Consider the following 20949-nt stretch of genomic DNA (forward strand, 5'->3'; position numbering starts at 1 on the left):
GGTGTCGTGGTGGGCACGCAAACAGCGAAATCTTCGCCTTCACGCCGCTTCAGCACAGTCTCGCGCCAGTTCATCAAGTTCGGCCTGGTCGGCGGCACAGGTGTGGTTGTCAACCTGATTGTCGTGATTATTGCCCGCAAGTTGGGCCTCAGTCTGGGCACCAATGAGCACGACGTGTTTATGAACTTGTTCGGAACGCGGTGGAATATCCGTTACTCCCACGTCTATGCAACTCTGGCGTTTGTCGTGGCTAACATCTGGAACTTCCAGCTCAACCGGTCCTGGACCTTCCGAACTGACAATCGCCCGAACTGGTTTAGACAGTTCTTCCCGTTTTTATTTGCAGGTATCTCAGCACTGATTGTGAACCTGGTTGTCATCACGCTGCTGACTAACCCCACCTCGCCACTGGCACTGCCGGTGGATATTTTCGACGACTCCACCGGCTTTAGAAACCGCCTCTACTGGGCAAACCTCATCGGCGTCATCTTGGGTACGCCCGCTAACTTCATCTTGAATAAGATTTGGGCGTTTCGAAACCGGGGCAATGCCAGCAAAACAAAAGAAAAGGTTGTTTTGAAACCTTAACGCTCAGAGGCCAGCGCCAGAGTCTCACGCAACCATGCGATGATTCCCGGCGTCGCGGCCTCAATTTCGTTTCGAGTGCGGACGAATCCCTCCGGACCTCCGTAGTAAGGATCAGCCACGACGGCCCCCTTCGGGGATGCCGGGTCGAAGGAACGCATCAGGCGAATCTTCTCTTTTGGCACGCCAGCGTGGAGTAGACCATTGATGTGCGATTCATCCATGGCGATGAAAAGCGTTGCATCCATGTGCTCATCGCCCAGCTGTGCCGCGGTGTGGTTCGGATCGTAGCCAGCATTTTCCAGCTCGGCTTGCGCTCGCTCGTCGGCGGGTTCGCCGACATGCCAGCCGCCGATTCCGCAGGAGGCGAGCAGGACATCGTCGGCAAGCGCATTGGCTTCAACCGCGTCACGGACGATGATTTCAGCCATGGGGGAGCGGCAGATATTTCCGGAGCAGACAAACACGACGTACACGGACTCAGTACGATGCGACGAGTTCATAAGCATAATAGGCAAAACCAAACTTCTCGGAAAATAAAAATAGGATTGTCACTAATCGTTGACGAGTCTTAAAGATACAACATTTCCCGCACAACACGATTCAGGTCCCCAGGCGACGACGCCACCGCCGCTGCCGATGCCCACTCAGATTCCGAGCCGTAGCCCCATTTAACAGCGATGGCGGGGATGCCGAACTGTGCGGCGCCCTCAAAATCATGGATGCGATCGCCAACCATTACGACCGAACCGTGCGGACGCACTGCTTCATCGGTTTCAATGCCCAACTCCTTGAGCGTGTACTCAATGACCTCGGTCTTTGTCTGTCGTGAGCCGTCGTCGCTGGCGGCGCCGATGAAGTCAAAGGCGTCGAGAAGCCCGAAATTGTCCAAGGTTTTACGGGCGAAGTAGTCGCCCTTGGAAGTCGCAGTGGCTAGTTGGACACCAGCTGCCCGCCAATCGCGCAGGAGCTCCGGCCAGCCGGGGAACATCTCGGCACGCTGCCAAGCACCGGCGTGTTGATGCTCCATGTACACAGCGAAGGCTCGGTCGACTTGTTCGTCGGAAAGCCCGAGGGATGCGAGTGTCTCCACCATTGGCGGGCCTGGGATCGTGTTGATAAAGCTCTCGGGCGGAAGTGGGTGGTCAATTGCCTCCAACGCAAGGCGGAATCCATGTGCGATTGCGGGGAGAGAATCGGCGATGGTGCCGTCGACATCAATAAGGACAGTGGGACGATGGCCAGTGGACATATTGTTCATCCTAAAAGGTCATTAGGCTGGATGGCATGTTAGACGACCCGCTGCGCTATCACGGCGATCAGGCCGCCCATGGCGCTGACCTGGACTTTGCCGTCAATGTTCACGGCACCACACCGCAGTGGCTGCAGGACTCGCTGGCCACGTCCCTCGGAGAACTTGCCGCGTATCCGTCTGCGCAGCTCGATGCCGACGTCCGCGCTGCCATTGCCGCCAACCACAATCGCAGCGCCGACGAGGTACTGCTTCTCCACGGCGTCGCCGAGGGCTTTTCGCTCTTGCCGCACCTGGGCTTGCCCGCCACCATCGTCCAGCCGCAGTTCACCGAACCTGAAGCCGCGTTCCGCGCCGCGGGAGTCGGGGTGGATTCGCTGGTACTACCGTCGCCGTACACGCTCACGCCTACGCTTGCCGACGTCCACGAGAACGCCTCCTCCCCGCATTCCCAGCAGCTTGACGGTCGGATGGTCATCATCGGCAATCCGACTAACCCCACCGGTGTTGCTCATTCAGCGGATGACCTGCGGGGGCTCGCCAGCCGTTGTGGGATCTTGGTCGTGGATGAGGCATTTATGGACGTCGCCGATGGTGAGATTATTCGGCGGTGCTCACTAGCTGATTGCAGGCCGGGGGAAGCGAACAGTATCCCCGATAATGTCATCGTTTTCCGCAGCATGACTAAGACCTGGGCAATCGCAGGCCTGCGCTGTGGTTACGCACTGGGAACCCCTGAGCTCCTGGCGAAGTTGGGGCGACTGCGTCCGCACTGGCCACTGGGCACGCTGCAACTTACCGCTATGGCGGCAATCGCGTGTCGCGAGGCAGAGCTGTTGCCACAAATCCGCGCTGAGATTGGTCAGCAGCGCGAGGCTATGACACAGCTGTTAGTAGCCGCCGGCTGGCAGGTGTTGGATTCCAAGGCTCCCTTTGTGCTGGCGCGCCCGGGGGTTGCCCTGAGCACGCATGATGGTCCGGACGCTGCGGAGGTTGACGTCGTCAAGCACGAGCGCCTGAGACAGCGGCTCGCTGCGCGCGGAGTAGCCGTGCGGCGTTGCGACACCTTCGCCGGTTTGGACGGTTCGTGGTGGCGGCTGGCTGTGCGAGACGAGACCAGTGTGCGGCGGCTCATTGCGGAAGTAGCGGATTTGCTGTCGCAGAACTGATGGGGCGGGGCAGAGTTCACTACGCTGGAAGAGAAGCTGGAGAGAAATGCATGTTGAAGGGATGGATGTATGACGGACTCTGCGCAGACCCGTGCCGAGGGCAATAACGCAGTGGTGACCGTTGCCGACGTGCGTGCGGCGATGGACGCGGCCTACCCGCCGGCACTGGCGGAGAGCTGGGATAAAGTTGGCCTGATCTGCGGTGACCCGCAGGATGAGGTGCGTCGCATCGCGTTGGCGCTGGACTGCACTGACGAGGTTGCAGATCGCGCGATTGCCTCCGGTGCTCAGATGCTCGTTGTGCACCATCCGCTGCTTCTGCGTGGTGTGAATTCCGTGGCGGCGGATACACCGAAGGGTCGGATTATTCATAAGCTGATTCGGGCAGGTGTGGCTCTCTTTGCAGCGCACACCAACGCTGACAGCGCCCGACCGGGTGTCAACGACCAGTTGGCCACGGTTCTCGGAGTTGAACCGGGTGCGCCGCTAGCTCCGCAGCCGGCTCCCGGCTTGGATACCTGGACAGTGAAGGTTCCGGCAGATCACGTCGATAAGGTCGCGCAAGCCATGTTTGAGGCGGGCGCGGGCACTATCGGCGACTACGACAGCTGTGCGTTTCGCATTAACGGCCGCGGCCAGTTCCGCCCGCTGAGCGGGGCGAATCCCTTCATCGGTGCCGAGGGGCAGATTGAGTATGTCGAGGAAGTACGCCTGGAGATGGTCGCGCCACGGTCCGTGCGCGCGGCGATTGTCAAGGCTCTCGTTGCAGCGCATCCGTATGAGGAGCCTGCCTTCGACATCGTGGACAATCAGGCCACCGGCTTGGATCCGCAGCAGGCTGTGGGCATTGGGCGAGTGGGCACGCTGGATACGCCGATGCCATTTAAGGAATTCGTCGCCCGTGTGGCTGAGCGCCTGCCTGCAACGGCATGGGGCGTGCGAGGCGCAGGCGATCCGGAGCGGATGATTCGCACGGTTGCCGTCGCATCTGGTTCAGGTGACTCTTTCCTGGACACTGTGGCAAAGATGGGCGTCGATGCGTTCGTTACCTCTGACCTGCGGCATCATCCTGTCGATGAGACACTGCGGACCGCGGACTTCTGCGTGGTGGACACGGCTCACTGGGCCAGCGAGTTCCCCTGGTGCTACCAGGCCGCAGACATGCTGGCCGAGAGGCTCGGGGTCGCGACCGAGGTCCTTGAGGTGCGCACCGATCCCTGGACAGTGGCAGAATCGTCGACACAGGCAAGGAAGTGAAGACCATGAGGCTTAGTCCACAAATCCAAGTTGCGATGTTGGAAAAGGCGGAAAACCAAACTCTGTTGGATGGGCTCACCGCCCGCCAGAACGTTCTGCCCGAGCGTGCCGAGTTGCAGGAGCTGCGCAAAAAGCACAGCCGTCAGGCCAGTGAGGCAGCGCGCTCCAAGCTCAGCGCCTCCGATATCGGCCGCGATATTGCCAAGCTGGAATCGGACATCAACAAGCTGAAGGCTCGCGAAAAGGCTGATCGTCTGTCGCTCGGTGCCGCAGAAGACTCATCCACGCGCCGTGACCTCGAACACGACCTGCGCTCCACCAAGCGCCGCCGCGAACGCGCTGAACAGGAACTCCAGCAGTACGAGCGCATGCAGGAGGCCTATCAGGTCGACGCTGAGCACGAATACGACGCCGACGAGGCGCACGATGACATCGTCGCCGCCAAGCAAAGGCTTAACGACGCCGAGGTTGACCTCATTGCGCGCATTTCCATCGCTGAGACCCGAATCGAAGAGGCTGACAAACTCATTGATGGTTCGGCAGCCAAGCTGTACCGTCGTCTAGCGCTTGCTAATGGGATCCCCGTTGCCCGCTTAAACGGACGCACCTGCGGTTCCTGCTTCATGGAGCTCGATGTAGGAACCGTGCATGAATTCACCACGCTCGCGCCGGAAGAAGTGACGTTCTGTCCTGAATGCGGCGCGATGATTGTGCGTGCGGAAACGCTGGGAGCGGTGAAAGGCAAGTAGATGAGCCAGGCTGCAGACAAGCGCGATAGCGCGCCGGGCTGGACGGGTGCGACTACGGATCCCACGCGGTTGGTGCTGCTGCGCCATGGGCAGTCGCCAATGTCGATTCGCCGGGAGTACTCGGGAAGCCGTTCGAACCCCGACCTGACAGAGGTGGGCAGACAGCAAGCGGAAGCGGCAGCACGTCACCTGGCGGCGTTGGTCGATAGCGGCAACATGAGTTTCTCGGCGATTGTGGCCTCTCCACAGCGTCGTGCACAGCAGACCGCAGAGGCGGCAGCCAAAGCGCTCGGCCTGGACATCCACGTTGAAGAGGATTTGCGCGAGACCGACTTTGGGCAGTGGGAGGGCATGACTTTCTCCGAGGCTCACAACGCCACCCCTGAGCTGCACAGTTCCTGGCTTGCGGATCCGGCCGTGGCGCCACCGGAGGGGGAGGATTTCCGCGCGGTCGATAGCCGAGTGAGCGCCGCGCGTGAGCGCATCGCTCAACAATTCGGTGCCTCGGATGTGCTGGTAGTCAGCCATGTCACGCCAATCAAGTCGCTGCTGCGCCAGGGGCTCGGCTGCGGCTTTGAAATCTTCACTCGCCTGCACTTGGACCTGGCCAGCCTCTCCATCGCGGAGTTCTACGCAGATGGGCCGACATCAGTGCGGCTGATTAACGACACCAGCTACCTGCGTGGTTAGCAGCCGGGCACGGCGGGTTATTTGAATTGCGGTTGTGGCGGGTACACTAACCATTCGAGCGAGCCGGCCGGGTGATCGCGGCAGTTAACGGAACCGGACGCCTCTTTTACAGAGTGTGTCCAGGCCGCTGTCGAGGAAAGTCCGGACTCCACTGGGCATGGTGGTTGCTAACAGCAACCCAGGGTGACCTGCGGGAATAGTGCCACAGAGAATAGACCGCCGGGCGCACAGCCGATGTCTTTGACGTAAAGCTGTGGAGATCCGGTGAGGGTGAAAAGGTGCGGTAAGAGCGCACCAGCGGGGCAAGTGATTGCACCGGCTAGGTAAACCCCACCAGGAGCAAGGCAAAATCGCGCATGCTTCGTCGTGCGCGTGCGCGAGTGTTTGAGGGCTGCCCGTCCGATACTCGCGGGTGTGCTGCTTCAGGCTGTCAGCAATGGCAGACCGAGATGGATGATCGCCACCCGGCGCTTTCCGAAAGGAGCGCCGAGGGACAGAATCCGGCTCATAGGCCGACTCGTTCACACAAGCTTTATTACTCGACCACCGCGCCGGCCGCAGTGTTCTCCACACGGATGGTCTCGGAACCGCCGTCGTTAAGCGCGGAGGCAATCCGATCGGCGTCGTCGACGTGGGACCACATCACCAGCGACGCACCCGGGCATGGCGCACAACGGGCAATCTTCTCGCAGTCAATGGTGTCGGTCAGCTCGGCAATCTGCCCCAGCACAGAGCTTGCCGACGGCGCGGAGCCACGCTCACTGACATCGCGCGAAACCCCTGCGATGGCTGCTTGAATATCGCTGTGACGGATGTGGCCGATGACTGCGCGGGCGCGGTCGGAGGATGCGTCGGCTTCGTCAAGCCACTGAATGGCACGGCCGATGGTGGGGATGTCTTCGTCGTCCGGGTGCCCCTCGTGACGAGCACGCACCCAGTCCGCGACCCGCTCCTGTGAGTCGGGGAGGCTAGCGAGAGTCGGCACGCCAAAAGCGGCGCAGGCTTGCTGGAAGAACTCGTAGCGCTCCTCGTCGGGCGAACCGCCGGTGACATCGGGGGAGTAAGCGACAGTCAGCGCCAACGACTGCGGGAACGCCGTCTGCGTGACTGCCTCATCCGAGTGGTTGATGCACAGCAGGCTGTCCGGGCGGCTGCGCAGTGCCGTGGTGTAGGGGTACAGCGGCCACGACTGTCCCTTAATCTGCACCATGGTCTCGTGGATAGCGGTGGCAATACGCGTGCGGGTGGGCACATCATCGCGGTCGCCAAAACGCGCGTTGAGAGCCAGTGCGAGGGCACACTGAATTGCCGGAATCTCTCCAAAACCGCGACCTGGCGCGATAGTGGAGGCAATGGTGACCTTCAGGCCGTTGCTGTTGCGCGGAACGAGATGCAGCGAGTGTTGCAATGCGACAATGGCAGCCGCGACAGCGGTCGGCACCTGAGAAAAAGCGGCGGGGACGCTATCCGGGAAATCCATCTTGGTAGTTTCGCGCTTGTACACGACAATGAGCTGCTGCTCGTCGATTTCCTCGATACCGACCGCAGCATAGGCCGGAATGGCGGTGGCTAGGAGCATGCCGCCGGAGGACGCGCAGTCCTCACCCAACAGGTTGATGGAACCCGGGGCGTATGCAACTGAAGCATTTGAACCGACGGCATCGAAGACGTCGTTTACGACAGCGGGTGCGGCGGGCATGGGTGAAACCTCTCCAGAGATCGGACTCATAGTGCTGGTGTGCAGTGTTCGCGTTCAACGCTTGTGTTCTAAGGTGAACAATTCCGTCGATAATACCCGGGTCGGGGGACAGTGACAAACCTATATACTGGGATTTTATGTCGCCGCAGCGCACATGGCAGTCAAATGGTTGCCTCTCTGCAAGTTTGCTTATCTGTGGAGTTGGCGGTGGCAGAACCGCTTGATAACTCGACATGTTCTCGATGTGGAAGAGGAGAAAAATCGTGAGCGACAACAGCAGTAAGTGGTACTACCAGCCGTCGACGGGCACGGTGTTTCAGGGGAAGAAAACCGGTTGGGACGACCGAATGGGCCCCTACGATTCCGAAGAGGAAGCCCGCGCTGCCATGGAAAAAGTCGCCGAGCGCAACAAGGCGGCCGACGACTGGGATGAAGAAGATGACGACTGGGGCGTAGCTGAGAAATAAGGCTTTGCCTTTAGGCCTTCTTGCCCTTCTTAATCTTCTTTTCCATCTTGCGGAAGGCCTTGAAAACCTTTGCCACGGCATCGTCGTACTCAGTCAGGGCCTTCAGGCCGTCGTAGTACTCCATCTGGTAAAGCACGCCGTAGCCGAACGTGTCCCTGCCCGCACGGGAGGCACGCTTCGCGCGAGCCAGCACGAAGTCGCGCGCAGTACAGGTGTCCTGGAAGTCACCGAGAACCGACTGCAGGTTCTTGCAGGCAGCATAGAGCTTCTCGGTCGGCAGGTCCGCGTTCTGAGCAGCTTCCGCGCTGTAGCGGAGCTTCTTCGCAGCCTTGCGGACATCGTGGTAACGCTCGTCCAAATCTGCCTCTGGAAGGTCAGCATCCTCTCGGCCATCGAGTACCAGGTTGTGGCGACGACGGAACTTCGAAAACGCGCTGCGCAGGTGATCGAGCAGCACCGCAGTGGTGTCGAGTTCCTTCGGGGCCGCTACCTTCTCCGGTGCGGCCTTGTCTGAGGTTGTGGAAGCTGCTGCATCGGCGGCTGCAGTATCAGCCTCAGCCGCGACCTCGGAACCAGCTGCCGACGTATCCTCGGAGTCTGCGTTCTCCGCTCCGTCGACAAGCGAATCATCCTTCTTCTTAGACTTCTTTTCCCCAGCCTCGGCCTCGTCCGCATTTGCGGCAATTGGCGGATTGGCGAGGAACTCATCGAGATCGTCGAGAAGTTGCAGGTACTCGCCGGAATTCAGCGCGAGAATAACGCGGTGATGGGCGCGCTCGTAGTCCTTCTGGACATCCTCGACAAGGTTCGCGCGCAGCTCCTCGCCCAAAGCGGCGCTTTCGCGATTGGCCAGCAGCTCTTCCCAGCGCATAGCGACGACCTCAGCGTCACGAGCCACGCCGAGAACACCCGCCAGCTGCTTGAGGTTGCTTTCCAGCTCAGCGACCTTATCGCCCACAACAATGCCGTGGAAGGTCTGCATGTGACTGCGTAGCTCACGAGTGGCGACGCGCATCTGATGCACCGAGTCAAACTCATCGCGGCGTACCTTCGGGTCGTACTCGACCATCTTGGCCACGTTAGCGGCCAGCGCATCGACCACAGTGCGCCCCGGAGTGCCCTTCGGCAGCTTCGCTGGAACCGGCGGCAGGGGAGCGGAGTCGATGGAGTCACCCAACGCCGTCGCCAACTTCGAAGGGCTTTCCGACGGCACGGCGCCAGCCACCTCAGCGACCTTGGACATCGCTGCCATTACGGCCTTACCGTCCGGGTGATTTGCCCAATCCCCGAGCAGCTCAATCTCCCACTCACGCCAGGTAGTGGTTTCGCCGCCATCGAGGAAGGAAGTCGCCGTGACGTGATCATCCGCAAACTCCGCCATGGGCGTGCCATCGAGGGCAAACACCGTGGTGACGTGGCGCTCATTGTCTACCTGCGCGATTGGTTGCAGCGGGTGATTGCGCACAATTGCGCGCACGGGAGCAAGCAACTCGGTAGGCACGATGTAGTCAGCATCGCGGCCTTCACCGTTAACAGAGCCCTCTTCCAGGCCGACGCCATATTCGAGGCGACCGCCGGTACCCGGCGCCTTCAGATGCCACCCCTCATCGGGGCCGCCCGTTCGGCGACGCAGAGTGTGCTTGGACCGGGTCAGACGCAGGTCCGCCGTGTCCAGGTAAATCGCGGAGAGATTTCGCACCTCAGTGGTGGTGGAGCCAACCTGTGGAACGAAATCGAACGATGGGGCTACCACTTCTGGGGTAGCTGAGAACTTAGATTCCACCTCCAACGCCGCAGTTGGAGTTTTGGACTTAGAACCAGACTTAGATGCCATAACCACTAATTCTACCCCCGAATCGAAGAGCTAACCCGAAAAGTTCTGCGCCTCAGTAGGGAACTCGCGGGAGTGCACCTGGTCGACATACTGCTTCGCTCCCTTGGTCAGCATCTCGCCGACCTCTTCGAACACCGAACTAAACGACGGCCTGCGGCCATCGGCCGGAACTGCAAAGGCATCCTGCCAGACGAGAACCTGGCCATCGCACTGGTTACCAGCGCCAATGCCACAGGTTGGGATGGATAGCTCGCGGGTAATCTCGGTGGCCAGATCCGCAGGCACCATCTCAAGGACCACGGCCGCGGCACCAGCATCGGCTACCGCATGGGCGTCGGCACGCAGCTGTTCCGCCCCCGCACCGCGCCCCTGTACCTTGAATCCGGACAGCGCGTTGACGGACTGCGGGGTGAAACCGATGTGCGCCATGACCGGAATGCCGGCGTTGACCAGCGCACGGATGCGCGGAGCGATACGAACGCCACCTTCGATCTTGATCATGTGTGCGCCGGTTTCGCGCATCATCTTCGCGGCGGACAGCACGGCCTGCTCATCGGAGGCCTCGTAAGTGCCGAAGGGTAAATCGGCAACCACAAGTGCGTTGCCAGCGCCCCGGACGACACCGCGAGCAAGCGGGATCATTTCTTCCAGCGAGATCTCGGTGGTGGTGTCGTAGCCGTAGACAACGTTTGCTGCAGAGTCGCCGACCAACAGCAGCTCGACACCGGCGGCGGAAAAAGCGCGCGCGGGGGAGTAGTCGTAGCAAGTCAGCATTGCCCAGGGGCGAGACTCAGCCTTCCATTCGGCCAGATTATTCAGACGAATCTTTTTTCCGCTCATGTCAATAGAGCATGCCATAGTCACCCGCAATTCGAGGCCACGAGGGCAGCGGTTATGACACGGGCGCGGCAGTTGGCTAGCCACGCCGGATGGTCAAAATGTGTACCGCGAATCCGGGCACCTGGGTAACGTTGGAAAGTATGAACAGTCAGCAGGAATTCGTCCTCCGCGCAATCGAAGAGCAAGATATCCGTTATATCCGCCTCTGGTTTACCGATATTTTGGGGTATCTGAAGTCCGTTGCCGTCGCACCGGCTGAGCTCGAGGGCTCCTTTGAAGAGGGCATTGGTTTCGATGGCTCCGCGGTGGAGGGCTTTTCCCGCGTTTCCGAGGCTGACACTATCGCGCAACCGGATCCTTCGACGTTCCAGGTCATGCCGCGTCTGCATAAAGAAGACACAATCACGTCCGCGCGCATGTTCTGCGACATCGTCATGCCCGACGGTCAGCCGTCGTGGGCAGATCCACGCCAGGTGCTGCGCCGCCAAATTAAGGCGCTTGCCGACGAGGGCTTCCACGCGTTCATCCACCCGGAGATTGAGTTTTTCCTAGTAGAGAGCCTGGCTACTGATGGAAAGCCGCCGGTGCCAACGGACAATGGCGGTTACTTTGACCAGGCGGTCTACGACCGCGCACCCCGCTTTCGCCAAGAAGCGATCACGGTGTTGGAAGACATGGGAATCCCTGTGGAGTTCTCCCATCACGAAAATGCGCCGGGTCAGCAGGAAATCGATCTGCGCTACGCCGATCCGCTGACTATGGCGGATAACGTGATGTCTTTCCGCTACATCATTAAGCAGATCGCAATGAAAAACGGTGTGCAGGCGACATTCATGCCGAAACCTTTCCAGGATTTGCCGGGCAATGGCATGCACACTCATATTTCCCTCTTTGAAGGGGACACTAATGCATTCCACGACCCGGATGATGAAAACCAGCTCTCCGACACCGCAAAGGGTTTCATTGCCGGCATTCTGACTCACGCCAGCGAAATTTCCGCTGTGACCAATCAGTGGGTCAACTCCTACAAGCGCACGGCATTTGGCGATGAGGCTCCGACGTCCGCGACATGGGGCATGGCCAACCGCTCGGCTCTCGTGCGTGTGCCCATGTACTCACCGGGTAAGGCACATTCGCGCCGGGTGGAAATTCGTTCCTTGGACTCGGCCTGTAACCCGTATCTTGCTTACTCGGTGATTTTGGCCGCCGGTTTGAAGGGAATTAAGGAGGGCTACCAGCTTCCGGAGCAGGCAGAGGACAACATCTCCGAGTTGACCAAGCGGGAACGACGTGCGATGGGCTACCGCGATTTGCCGACATCCCTGGAGGTGGCGCTGCAGGAGATGGAACGCTCCGATCTGGTGGCCGATGCTCTCGGTGACCATGTCTACGAGTTCTTCCTGCTCAATAAGTGGCGCGAGTGGCGCGAGTTCCAGCGTCAGGTGACGCAGTGGGAGCTGCGCACAACTCTGGATTACTAGTTTCCCCGTACCGCCCCCTTCCTTTTTCGTCTTTCATTTGTTTTTTGGGTGACCAGTTTCAATGGTGATGAATCGACCTCGCACATCTCGCCAATCAGTGCCGCGGCCCGCAGCGCTGGGCTTGCGTAACGACGATCGGACGCGGGCTGACCTGGAAGATTTGGGGTGGTACAACGAGGAGTCCCTACATCTGTTGTGGGGTCTTGCCGGAGCCAGCGACCCCAAGCTGGCGCTTATGGCGCTAGTGCGGCTGAAAGGCGCTCTCGACGAGCTGGAGCAGCAGGGAAAGCTGGAGAACTGGGCCACCTGGTCCGGTCTCGATGAAGCCATGCGCGAGCAGGTGCCGCTACGTACGCGTATGTTTGCGCTGCTCGGCGGCTCGAGTGCACTGGGCGATCACCTGGTTGCACACCCAGAAAAGTGGGTTCTGCTCCAAGCTGAGTTTCCAACTGAGGCAGACATGTTCCGCGAGATGCTCTCCAGCGTCGGGGCTGTGCCCGAGGTCATCGAACTCACTGATGAGGCCAGTCTGGAAAAGCAGGAGGATCCCGAGTATCGCAACCCCGTCGTTGCGCCCGCCACGCTTGAAGGCCCCGGTTTGTACCGTGCGAAGCTAACCGGCCGTGAGGCCGAAGTTGCGATGCAGTGCGCCTACCGCGACTTGATTATGCGTATTGCGTGCTACGACTTGGCTGGCACGTACCCACGGGGCCCTCGCCGTCCGGGACAGCCACAAGTCCCATTCCGTCAGGTCTCGGAGGCACTCAGTGATCTGGCTGATGCGGCGTTGACGGCTGCACTCTCTGTCGCGGTGCAACAGGTCTTTCCTTCGTCGCCGGTCTCAACACGCCTGGCCGTAATCGCCATGGGCAAGTGCGGTGCGGAAGAGCTGAACTACATCTCCGATGTGGATGTCATTTTCGTCGCAGAGCCGGCGGATGCCCGAGCCACCCGTTTGGCCAGCGAATTTATCCGGATTTCTTGCCACTGCTTCTTTGAGGTCGACGCGAATCTCCGACCGGAGGGTAAGTCGGGTGCACTCGTACGCACCGTGGATTCCCACGTCGCCTACTACAAGCGGTGGGCTGAAACCTGGGAGTTCCAGGCGTTACTGAAGGCGCGGCCGATGACAGGCGATATCGAGCTGGGCCGCGAATACATCGATGCTCTAGCTCCGATGGTGTGGACCGCCTCTCAGCGGGAATCCTTCGTCGATGATGTTCAACGCATGCGCGCCCGTGTGGTCCAAAACGTCCCCGAAGAGCTTCGCTACCGAGAGCTCAAGCTCGGTCGCGGTGGTCTGCGTGATGTCGAGTTCGCGGTGCAGCTGCTGCAGCTGGTCCATGGTCGCTATGACGATAGCCTCCGCGTGCTGCCAACTGTGATGGCACTCGACGCACTTGTCGAGGCTGGCTATATCGGTCGCGAAGACGGTGCCGCGCTGATTAACGCCTACGAGTTCGTCCGTCTGCTGGAGCACCGCCTGCAGCTGCAAAAGATGCGGCGGACGCATTTGTTGCCTGCCGACGACGACACCGAAGCTCTTCAGTGGCTCGGTCGCGCCTCTGGCATCGTCGGTGAGGGCGGCACCGATGCCAGCAAACCGCTGGCCAAGCAGGTTCGACTGGCCAGCTCACAGATCCGCTCCCTGCACAACAAGCTTTTCTACCGTCCACTGCTGAACTCCGTGGTGGAGCAGGACATTGGAACCCTGCAGCTATCGGCCGATGCGGCAAAGCGCCAGCTGGCCGCGCTGGGCTATCAGTACCCGGATCGCGCCTACGAGCATCTTTCTGCGCTGGCGGCGGGCACCTCGCGCAAGTCGCGTATTCAGGCGATGCTGCTACCGACGCTGATGGAGTGGCTATCGTCGACGCCAGACCCCGACGCGGGTCTGCTCAATTATCGCAAGCTCTCTGAGAAGCTCCACGACGAAACGTGGTTCCTGCGTACGCTGCGCGATGAGGGCGTCGTCGGCCAGCGGTTGATGCGGGTGCTCGGTTCTTCGCCGTACGCGTCTGATCTGATTATGAGTGCGCCGGACGTAATTAAACGGTTCGGCGACGGCGCGTCCGGGCCGAAGCTACTGAATACCGACTCCGATGCAGTCGGGCGTGCGCTGGTCGCAGCGGCTGCTCGTCACAACAGTCCAGCTAAGGCCATTGGTGTGGCACGTGCGTTGCGCCGTGCAGAGCTCGCGCGCATTGCCTCCGCAGATCTCTTCGGACTGATGGATGTGCAAGAGGTCTGTCATTCTCTGTCGATGGTGTGGGACAACGTACTCGAAGCTGCCCTCGCCGCCGAAATCCGTGCGTGGTCGCTGGAGCATCCTGACTCGGAGGTCCCGGGCATTATCTCCGTAATCGGTATGGGGCGACTCGGCGGTGCTGAACTGGGCTACGGCTCCGATGCCGACGTGATGTTCATCTGTGAACCCCGCAAGGACGCCGATGGAGCGCCGCTTGTCGACGATTCCGAGGCGGTCAAGTGGGCAACCAGGATTTGTGACTCGTTGCGTCGTCGGCTGGCAAAGCCAAGCCAGGACCCGCCATTGGAGGTCGACGTGGACCTGCGCCCAGAAGGACGCTCGGGCCCGATTGTCAGGACCCTGGATTCCTATGTGACCTACTACGAGCGCTGGGGTGAAACCTGGGAGATTCAGGCACTGCTACGGGCTACCTGGATTGCCGGCGACAAAGACCTGGGCACCCGCTTCCTTAAGGCCATCGATCCGCTGAGGTACCCACAGGGCGGAGCTGATGCCAAGATGGTCCGCGATGTCCGTCGTATGAAAGCGCGTGTTGATTCCGAGCGACTGCCTCGCGGAGCCGATCGCCGTACCCACACCAAACTCGGTTCCGGTGCACTGACCGATATCGAATGGACTGTGCAGCTGCTAATCATGCTGCATGCCCACGAGGTGCCGGAGTTGCACAACACGTCGACGCTGGAGTGTCTGGAAGTGCTGAAAGACCGCGGAATTCTAGATGCGGAGGATACCGACGCACTTCGGGATGCCTGGCTGATGGCGACGAATGCTCGCAATGCGCTGGTGCTCACCCGTGGTAAGCGCACGGATCAGCTGCCCCAGCCGGGGCGTCAGCTGACTCAGGTCGCCGGTGCGGCGGGGTGGGAGGCATCGGATTCCAACGGTTTTATTGAGCACTATTTGCGTCTGACTCGTCACTCCAGCCGTGTCGTCAATCGTGTGTTTTGGGGTGAGGAGAACCCCGACCACGAGTAGGCCGGGCAGAGGTCTGCCGCACCTCGCTGCGAGGCTCAATATGTGGCAGCGGGGTGCAGCCTTTGTCTTAGCACGGCGACCGGGCATAATGGTGGGCTATGGAACGCAACGTCGATTACTCGGTACGCCCTAGGTATGAGGATTTCATTCTCAACCTCGATGGCACTGACCTGCGTTTTTTATTGAGCCGCACGTGCCCAGCCGCTGATACCTCAGCTGCTGGGCAAGAGGCGGTGGAATTGCTGATGTCACAGGATTCAGCGCATACGGCGCTGTCTTTTTGTGATCCCGATGTTCTCGATGTGGCCCACTTGGTTCATATTCTGGAGGATTCCGCATCGCTGGATACCCTCACAGAAGTGGCCTATTGGGCATCGGATGCGGACGTGATGGCGCACGATACGCCGAAGGGCGTTGACCGCAAGCGTCGTCGCGTCGGCAAGCAGCAGCTTGAGCATGTGCTACGCCGTGGCCAGCGCCAGGGGCTCGTGTGGGAGGAACCGGCGGGCGTGTGGCATGTGCCGCCACATATTTCGGAGGTGTTCCCGGCGGAACCGAGCCTTAGCTTCCGCGTCGCCGACTTAGTGGCGAATATGCCAGCGGATGTGCTGAGTCGCCGTATGGAGCGCATGGGGCTGGAGCCGGATAACGCGCCGGGAGAGGGCACACCGCGAGCCCTGAACGCCAGCGATTTAACGGTGCGGAATGTGCAGGCTCGCCAGGTGGAGCTCATTGCAGGCTTCCTCTGCGATCCGGTGAAGGTGCGGGCTCTGGTGATGACAGCTCCGGTGGATATTCGCAATGAGCTGCGCTGGATGGCAACCGACGAGAAGTACTTGCCCTCCTATATGTGGTCTGAACTACGTGCCGACGCGTTGCGCTGGGCCGAAGAGCGTCTGCTGCTGACTGTGCTAGAAGAACCGGCGATGCCGACATTTGAGCAAGAATCGGAAGCACGCAACGAATCGACAGTGGTTGCCCGCCTGGTGGGCGCAGTCGCGTTGGCGCTCAAGGGCGACATGTGGTCGATTCGTAAGCCGCATCCGACGGAGTCTTTCCCGGCAACGCTGGAGTCAAAGGAATTGACCGAAGCTTCGGTGGCTGCGGTGGCGTTTGCTTCGGCGTTTATGGATGCTGCGGGCAGCGGCGACGGACGTCTGAAGGACCCGTTGCACATGTATGAGGAATCGAGCCTGCTGTGGATTCAGGACTTCGCAGCGTCAATAGGGGCGAGTGCTTTCGCGGCGCCCTGGATTGTGGAGATGCTGGTCAACGCGGGATTGATTCACGCTGACAGCGGGCATCCGACGCCGCGCGCACTGCAGTACTGGTACAACGCTGATGCCTCGACCCGATGGGCGTATCTCGCGGCGGGCTTCCTCGTTGGTCGCGGTCCGTGGCACGGCGAGTTTCCGTGGGTGACCATGGGCGTCGATGATCTGTCGCATGCCACCCTTGCCTACGGCTACCCGTATGCCGCGCGTGAAGTAGTGTCACTGGCCGCGCAGCTGGAGGAAGATCAGAAGTTCTATGGCTGCTGCGTCGAAGGGCATATGGCTTGGAATGTCGACAACCTCTGCGCTCGCAATGGCGCCGATGGGGAAGCGATGGTCGGTTGGCTGCTGGAGCAGGCCGGCATCTTGGGTATTCTCTATCATGGGCACGCCTCCTGGCAAGCCATGGCCATCATGTATGCCTTGCACGACATCTGGCTGACTGATCAGCACGTCGGTGCTCAGCGCATGGCCGAACTCATCGCTGAGTATGCCGCTGGCCAGGTGCCGACGGCGGAGGCAGTCCAGATTGCCCGCCTGTTCAAGGATGCCGCACCTAACGAGCGCCTGGCTGCCACATTGGATGGCGTCGCCAGCAACCAGGTTGCCCTCGCGTTGGACTTCATCGGCGACCGCGAAACCTGCGCGGAAACTTCTCGCTGGATTATTTCCGAGGAGAGCCTGCGTCGCGCTTGCCTCGCGGTTGACGGCGACGTCGATGTCCTGTTTTCCCAGCTGGGGCCACTGGTCAATAGTTCTATGAAGCTGGTCATCTACGCCGAGCTAGTCCGCATTACCAAGACCGAGAAGCTGCAGGAAATGTATGAGCGTGAGGCCGTAGCATCAACGCCTTCGCTTGACGACGTCCCGGAGAACGCAGCCTCCGAAACTGACACCGGTGAGCGCGCTTCCCATGGTGCTCAGACCGATGGCAGCGAACGCACGGCGGATAGCGGCCGCGCAGACTCCTCTGGGCGATCGGAGGACTCGGATGACTCGGAGGGACTGGAAGGACCAGAGCAGCTTTCGCTGTTCTAGCCGCTCCGTCTCTCGACTTCCTGTAGTTCCTACTCCGTAGGTTCCAGCTCAAAACGGCTCTGCTGGGCGACAAAGCGTGCCGCCGCACGCTTTGCAACCAGCAGGCCAACGAAACCAATCACCCACACACCGACGACAGCCAACCAGCCAATGCGGAAGGTCTCCCAGGTGTAATTTCCATCGGGAGCTGCAATATCCAGCAGGAAGCCGACACCTTGTGCAGCGAGCATGGTGGCCACAAAACCGCCCATATTCGCCAACCCAGTGCCGGTGGCGAGTACCTTGCGATCGACCTCTTCGCGCACTGAGTCAAAGCCGAAGTTGGACATTGCACCAAGACCGGCCATTAGGATGTTGACTACGATAATTGCCCAGTACGCTGGTGGGTTGCTCGGTGCCAGGAACACAATCCAGACGGCCATGTTGATAAACGCGATTGCGACAACAACCTTGATACGGTCGCGGCCGGTGCGTGCCGAGACCATGCCCATCAACGGCCCGGCGATAATTACTGACAGCGTGTTAACGACCAGCACCACACTGGCCTCGGAGGGCTTAAGACCCATACCTAGCATCATCAGAGGCATGCCCCACAGCAATGTGAAGATGCACTGATGCATCAAACCAGTCCAGTGAGTGAAGAAACCCTGCCAGCACACCGGGTGAGTGGTCACAATCTTCAGAGTCTGGCCGATAGTTAGTTTCTCATCGGCTGCGGCAGAGGCTCCGCCATCGGCAGCCGTTTTCGCGGCCTTCTCGGCGGCGCGGCGTTTACGAAGTGACATCTTGGCTGTGGAGGAGTTCTCCGGGACGTCGGCAAGCGCGATCATGCCTACGATAGCGATGAGAAGACCCGCGGTGCTCAGCGACAAGAACGCGGGCACCCACCCCGCGGCGTGCAGAATCGCGAGGAACGGGACCGCAGAGATGAACTGGCCGAGCTGGCCAAGACCAGCCGTGAGCTGCGTGAACAGCGGAGTGACGCGCAGTGGGAACCACGCGGGAAGCAGTCGCATCGCACCGAGGAATGCGGTGGCATCGCCGGCGCCGATGAACACACGAGCGATGACAGCCAGCGGATACGATGTCGTAAACGCGATGATGACCTGGCCTAGCGCCATGATCAGTGCGCCCACGACCATCGTTTTCTTGGCGCCGACGCGGTCAATGATGATGCCCGTCGGAATCTGCGCCAGGGCGTAGACGCCAACCTGCACGGCGGTGAACAGCGCGAGTTGGGAGGCGTTGATATGGAAGCGATCGAGCGCCTCGACGCCAGCGACACCCATGGAGGTGCGGCCGACGATGGCAACGATGTAGGTAATCAGCGCCGCCAGCCAGACGGCAATCGCGCGACCAGCGACATGCTCGCGCGGGTCCTTTGCCACTGCGGTGGCGAGCTGATCTGTTGATGAAATCTGATCTTTACCGTTACGCTGCTTTACCACTCGCCACATTGTAGACCCCATCAACCAACCGGCCTGAAGAGGGGTCGCACCGGGGCCTAGATGGCCCCGATCATGCCTGCGGCAAACTACCTTTGTGCCTTAGCCAGAACTTCCTTCACGAAGTCCGCGACCACCAGCCGTGAGACCTTGAAATCAATTACGGCAACGGAAGCCTCATCGGAGTTGGAAACGTCATGGAAGTAGGCGTCGAGTTGGGCAAAGTCCTCAGGTTCGCCGACACTGAAACCGTGAGCGCCATAGGCACGTCCGACTGCGGCGAAGTCGTAGTCGGCAATCTCCATGGACGAGGTGTCCAACCCGACATCGCCAAACTGGTGCAGCTCCGCGCCATAGGCAGCATCGTTAATGAACACCACGCAACCGCCACGACCACGCCGCAGCTGCTCAATCGCCGCAGGTAAATCCGCAATACCCATCGTGCCGCCACCGTCACCGGCGACTAGCACGCAATAGTCCTTGGGGCGTGCCGCCGCGAGGCCGACAAGTGACCCCATGCCCAAACCAATTGACTGAATCGCCGTGCCCACAATCACTTGCTGCTGCGGACCAGGCACATCAAGATATTTCGGAACCCACCCCAGGAAATGGCCACCGTCAGTACACACAGCGCGCTGATTGGGCAGGATACGATTCAGATACTGCAGGCACGCCCGCGGATCCAACCGGCCATCCGCGCACGTCAGGGACTCGACCTCCGCTGTCGTCGGCAGTGTCTTCAACTCCGCACGCCATGTGCTTGACGACGCCCCCCGGGACTTCTCCAGCTGCTCTGCCAGTACGGGCAGAAGTTCCTCCAACTTAGCCAATAGCGGTGTCACCGACGGCTGAGCAGCGGGATGGGGCTCGTCGACAACCTGGATAATCTTCGCGTCCGGTGCAAACATGTTGCCGCCACGGTTTTGGAAAGCGTTGAAGCTTGCTCCCAGGAACAGCACCACATCGGCCTGTCGAGCTAGCTCCACCTGCCACGCGTGCGCAAAACCGCCCACGGTGCCAATCTGCCACGGACTGGAAAGCACATGACGAGCCATCGCTGAGTGCATAAACAGTGCCCCCGCACCGTCCCCGATGCGGCGAACTAGATCTGCGGTACCAGAGAGCAACACACCTCTACCAGCAATAATGAGTGGGCGACGGGCAGTTTGCAGTTCCTCGGCCAGCGACGCGACAGTTGACTCCAACCATTCTGGTCGGCCGGTGTGCAGATGCTCCTGATTAGTCGACTGTGTTTCAGACGCAGATGCCGTAATCGGTGCTTCTTGGATGTCATAGGGGAGCAGCAGCACGACAGGCTGCCGAGAACTCAGTGCGTGCTGGACCGCAAAGTTTGCGTCGTCAAGCGCGGACTCGGGAGTAACGGTGCGATGACAGACGTCGAGGGCGTCGAGGAGCGCCGCCTGATTAAGGTCAAAGGGACGTGGGCGTTCCGGGTGCGTGCCGACGACAAAAATCAGCGGAATACGGGCTACTCGGGCCTCGGCCAGAGTGGTTAGCGCATTGGTGAATCCTGCGCCGCAAGTAGCGGTCGCGATAGCAAGCCCTCCGCCTGCACGGTGGAAGGCATCGGCGGCCCCGACAGCAGCCGATTCGTGTCGGACGGAGGAGTAGCCGAATCCCGATTCAGTAAGGGCTGACGTGAAGTGGGAGTTCGCGTTGCCGATGAGACCGAAGCAGTGGTCGCAGTGCTGGGCCAGTGTGTCGGCCAGCGCCCGCGAGACCGTTGTGGTCTTTTGGGAACCTTCCTGCGGGGAAGACGCGGGCGCGTGGGGCATAGGACGGCTATTAACTCGAGTGAAACTCATGTGAACAATTGTGAGGTAATCACGGGGGTAATAACAGCCCTATAGCCCAAGATAATGCTGTTTGCCCTTAAAAAAGAGGGCACTATTCCACATTGCCGC

The 20949-nt window shown here is 60.3% G+C and carries 15 protein-coding genes, 1 other RNA gene and 1 pseudogene; 10 read left to right on the forward strand and 7 right to left on the reverse strand.

Annotation, left to right across the window (positions count from 1 at the left end):
- Positions 1-6: 6 nt before the first annotated feature.
- Complete coding sequence (locus HMPREF2681_RS04560; RefSeq protein ID WP_042388795.1) at positions 7-588, forward strand: GtrA family protein; 582 nt, start codon at positions 7-9, stop codon at positions 586-588.
- Here HMPREF2681_RS04560 and HMPREF2681_RS04565 read toward each other — a convergent pair.
- Together HMPREF2681_RS04565 and HMPREF2681_RS04570 are read right to left on the reverse strand one after the other, a co-directional pair.
- The gene (locus HMPREF2681_RS04565) at positions 585-1088 is read right to left on the reverse strand and encodes a low molecular weight protein-tyrosine-phosphatase (RefSeq protein ID WP_369707166.1); all 504 of its coding nucleotides are present in this window, start codon (positions 1086-1088) and stop codon (positions 585-587) included. The genes HMPREF2681_RS04560 and HMPREF2681_RS04565 overlap by 4 nt on opposite strands.
- A 68-nt stretch (positions 1089-1156) precedes the next feature.
- Entirely contained in the window at positions 1157-1837 is a 681-nt protein-coding gene (locus HMPREF2681_RS04570; RefSeq protein ID WP_049192884.1) for an HAD hydrolase-like protein, read from the reverse strand.
- 35 nt (positions 1838-1872) lie between these two features.
- Here HMPREF2681_RS04570 and cobC point away from each other — a divergent pair, with 35 nt between their 5' ends.
- From cobC to rnpB, 5 genes and pseudogenes are all read left to right on the forward strand, one after another.
- Positions 1873-3006, forward strand: coding sequence for an aminotransferase class I/II-fold pyridoxal phosphate-dependent enzyme (gene cobC / locus HMPREF2681_RS04575; RefSeq protein ID WP_070546220.1), 1134 nt, complete (start codon positions 1873-1875; stop codon positions 3004-3006).
- A gap of 69 nt (positions 3007-3075) precedes the next feature.
- Positions 3076-4263, forward strand: coding sequence for a Nif3-like dinuclear metal center hexameric protein (locus HMPREF2681_RS04580; RefSeq protein WP_070546222.1), 1188 nt, complete (start codon positions 3076-3078; stop codon positions 4261-4263).
- 5 nt (positions 4264-4268) lie between these two features.
- Entirely contained in the window at positions 4269-5012 is a 744-nt protein-coding gene (locus HMPREF2681_RS04585) for a zinc ribbon domain-containing protein (protein ID WP_070546224.1), read from the forward strand.
- Positions 5013-5036: 24 nt separating this feature from the next.
- Positions 5037-5702 (forward strand): annotated as a pseudogene (locus HMPREF2681_RS04590) (histidine phosphatase family protein); the annotation flags it as partial.
- A gap of 59 nt (positions 5703-5761) precedes the next feature.
- Positions 5762-6226, forward strand: an RNA gene (rnpB, locus tag HMPREF2681_RS04595) — RNase P RNA component class A.
- 11 nt (positions 6227-6237) lie between these two features.
- Here the strand turns inward: rnpB and HMPREF2681_RS04600 are convergent.
- Positions 6238-7401 (reverse strand): galactokinase family protein, encoded by a 1164-nt coding sequence (locus HMPREF2681_RS04600; protein WP_070546226.1) that lies wholly within the window; start codon positions 7399-7401, stop codon positions 6238-6240.
- Between the two features lie 263 nt (positions 7402-7664).
- Here HMPREF2681_RS04600 and HMPREF2681_RS04605 point away from each other — a divergent pair, with 263 nt between their 5' ends.
- Complete coding sequence (locus tag HMPREF2681_RS04605; protein WP_016423068.1) at positions 7665-7868, forward strand: SPOR domain-containing protein; 204 nt, start codon at positions 7665-7667, stop codon at positions 7866-7868.
- 10 nt (positions 7869-7878) lie between these two features.
- Here the strand turns inward: HMPREF2681_RS04605 and HMPREF2681_RS04610 are convergent, their stop codons facing one another.
- Positions 7879-9702: a CYTH and CHAD domain-containing protein gene (locus HMPREF2681_RS04610; RefSeq protein WP_070546228.1), complete on the reverse strand. Its 1824-nt coding sequence runs from the start codon at positions 9700-9702 to the stop codon at positions 7879-7881.
- Positions 9703-9732: 30 nt separating this feature from the next.
- On the reverse strand, positions 9733-10542 hold the full coding sequence (gene panB, locus HMPREF2681_RS04615; RefSeq protein ID WP_246822702.1) for a 3-methyl-2-oxobutanoate hydroxymethyltransferase: 810 nt from the start codon (positions 10540-10542) through the stop codon (positions 9733-9735).
- Between the two features lie 140 nt (positions 10543-10682).
- Here panB and HMPREF2681_RS04620 point away from each other — a divergent pair, with 140 nt between their 5' ends.
- From HMPREF2681_RS04620 to HMPREF2681_RS04630, 3 genes are all read left to right on the forward strand, one after another.
- On the forward strand, positions 10683-12023 hold the full coding sequence (locus HMPREF2681_RS04620) for a glutamine synthetase family protein (RefSeq protein ID WP_005511085.1): 1341 nt from the start codon (positions 10683-10685) through the stop codon (positions 12021-12023).
- Between the two features lie 61 nt (positions 12024-12084).
- Positions 12085-15267 carry a bifunctional [glutamine synthetase] adenylyltransferase/[glutamine synthetase]-adenylyl-L-tyrosine phosphorylase gene (locus HMPREF2681_RS04625; protein ID WP_049189593.1) on the forward strand — a complete coding sequence of 1061 codons (3183 nt, stop codon included), beginning with the start codon at positions 12085-12087 and terminating at the stop codon, positions 15265-15267.
- Between the two features lie 98 nt (positions 15268-15365).
- Complete coding sequence (locus HMPREF2681_RS04630; protein WP_070546232.1) at positions 15366-17579, forward strand: hypothetical protein; 2214 nt, start codon at positions 15366-15368, stop codon at positions 17577-17579.
- Positions 17580-17608: 29 nt separating this feature from the next.
- Here the strand turns inward: HMPREF2681_RS04630 and HMPREF2681_RS04635 are convergent, their stop codons facing one another.
- Together HMPREF2681_RS04635 and HMPREF2681_RS04640 are read right to left on the reverse strand one after the other, a co-directional pair.
- Complete coding sequence (locus tag HMPREF2681_RS04635) at positions 17609-19036, reverse strand: MFS transporter (RefSeq protein WP_070546234.1); 1428 nt, start codon at positions 19034-19036, stop codon at positions 17609-17611.
- A 77-nt stretch (positions 19037-19113) separates the two neighbouring features.
- Positions 19114-20850, reverse strand: coding sequence for a thiamine pyrophosphate-binding protein (locus HMPREF2681_RS04640; protein ID WP_224784053.1), 1737 nt, complete (start codon positions 20848-20850; stop codon positions 19114-19116).
- Positions 20851-20949: the final 99 nt, after the last annotated feature.

This window comes from Corynebacterium sp. HMSC064H12, from assembly GCF_001809925.1.
GTDB classification, from domain to species: Bacteria; Actinomycetota; Actinomycetes; order Mycobacteriales; family Mycobacteriaceae; genus Corynebacterium; species Corynebacterium jeikeium_D.

Excerpts from the sequence above, each read along its gene's own strand:
- HMPREF2681_RS04565 (WP_369707166.1), bottom strand. The coding sequence starts at position 1,088 with ATGAACTCGTCGCATCGTACTGAGTCCGTGTACGTCGTGTTTGTCTGC.
- HMPREF2681_RS04570 (WP_049192884.1), bottom strand. The coding sequence starts at position 1,837 with ATGTCCACTGGCCATCGTCCCACTGTCCTTATTGATGTCGACGGCACC.
- cobC (WP_070546220.1), top strand. The coding sequence starts at position 1,873 with ATGTTAGACGACCCGCTGCGCTATCACGGCGATCAGGCCGCCCATGGC.
- HMPREF2681_RS04580 (WP_070546222.1), top strand. The coding sequence starts at position 3,076 with ATGACGGACTCTGCGCAGACCCGTGCCGAGGGCAATAACGCAGTGGTG.
- HMPREF2681_RS04585 (WP_070546224.1), top strand. The coding sequence starts at position 4,269 with ATGAGGCTTAGTCCACAAATCCAAGTTGCGATGTTGGAAAAGGCGGAA.
- HMPREF2681_RS04600 (WP_070546226.1), bottom strand. The coding sequence starts at position 7,401 with ATGCCCGCCGCACCCGCTGTCGTAAACGACGTCTTCGATGCCGTCGGT.
- HMPREF2681_RS04610 (WP_070546228.1), bottom strand. The coding sequence starts at position 9,702 with ATGGCATCTAAGTCTGGTTCTAAGTCCAAAACTCCAACTGCGGCGTTG.
- panB (WP_246822702.1), bottom strand. The coding sequence starts at position 10,542 with ATGAGCGGAAAAAAGATTCGTCTGAATAATCTGGCCGAATGGAAGGCT.
- HMPREF2681_RS04620 (WP_005511085.1), top strand. The coding sequence starts at position 10,683 with ATGAACAGTCAGCAGGAATTCGTCCTCCGCGCAATCGAAGAGCAAGAT.
- HMPREF2681_RS04625 (WP_049189593.1), top strand. The coding sequence starts at position 12,085 with ATGGTGATGAATCGACCTCGCACATCTCGCCAATCAGTGCCGCGGCCC.
- HMPREF2681_RS04630 (WP_070546232.1), top strand. The coding sequence starts at position 15,366 with ATGGAACGCAACGTCGATTACTCGGTACGCCCTAGGTATGAGGATTTC.
- HMPREF2681_RS04635 (WP_070546234.1), bottom strand. The coding sequence starts at position 19,036 with ATGTGGCGAGTGGTAAAGCAGCGTAACGGTAAAGATCAGATTTCATCA.
- HMPREF2681_RS04640 (WP_224784053.1), bottom strand. The coding sequence starts at position 20,850 with ATGAGTTTCACTCGAGTTAATAGCCGTCCTATGCCCCACGCGCCCGCG.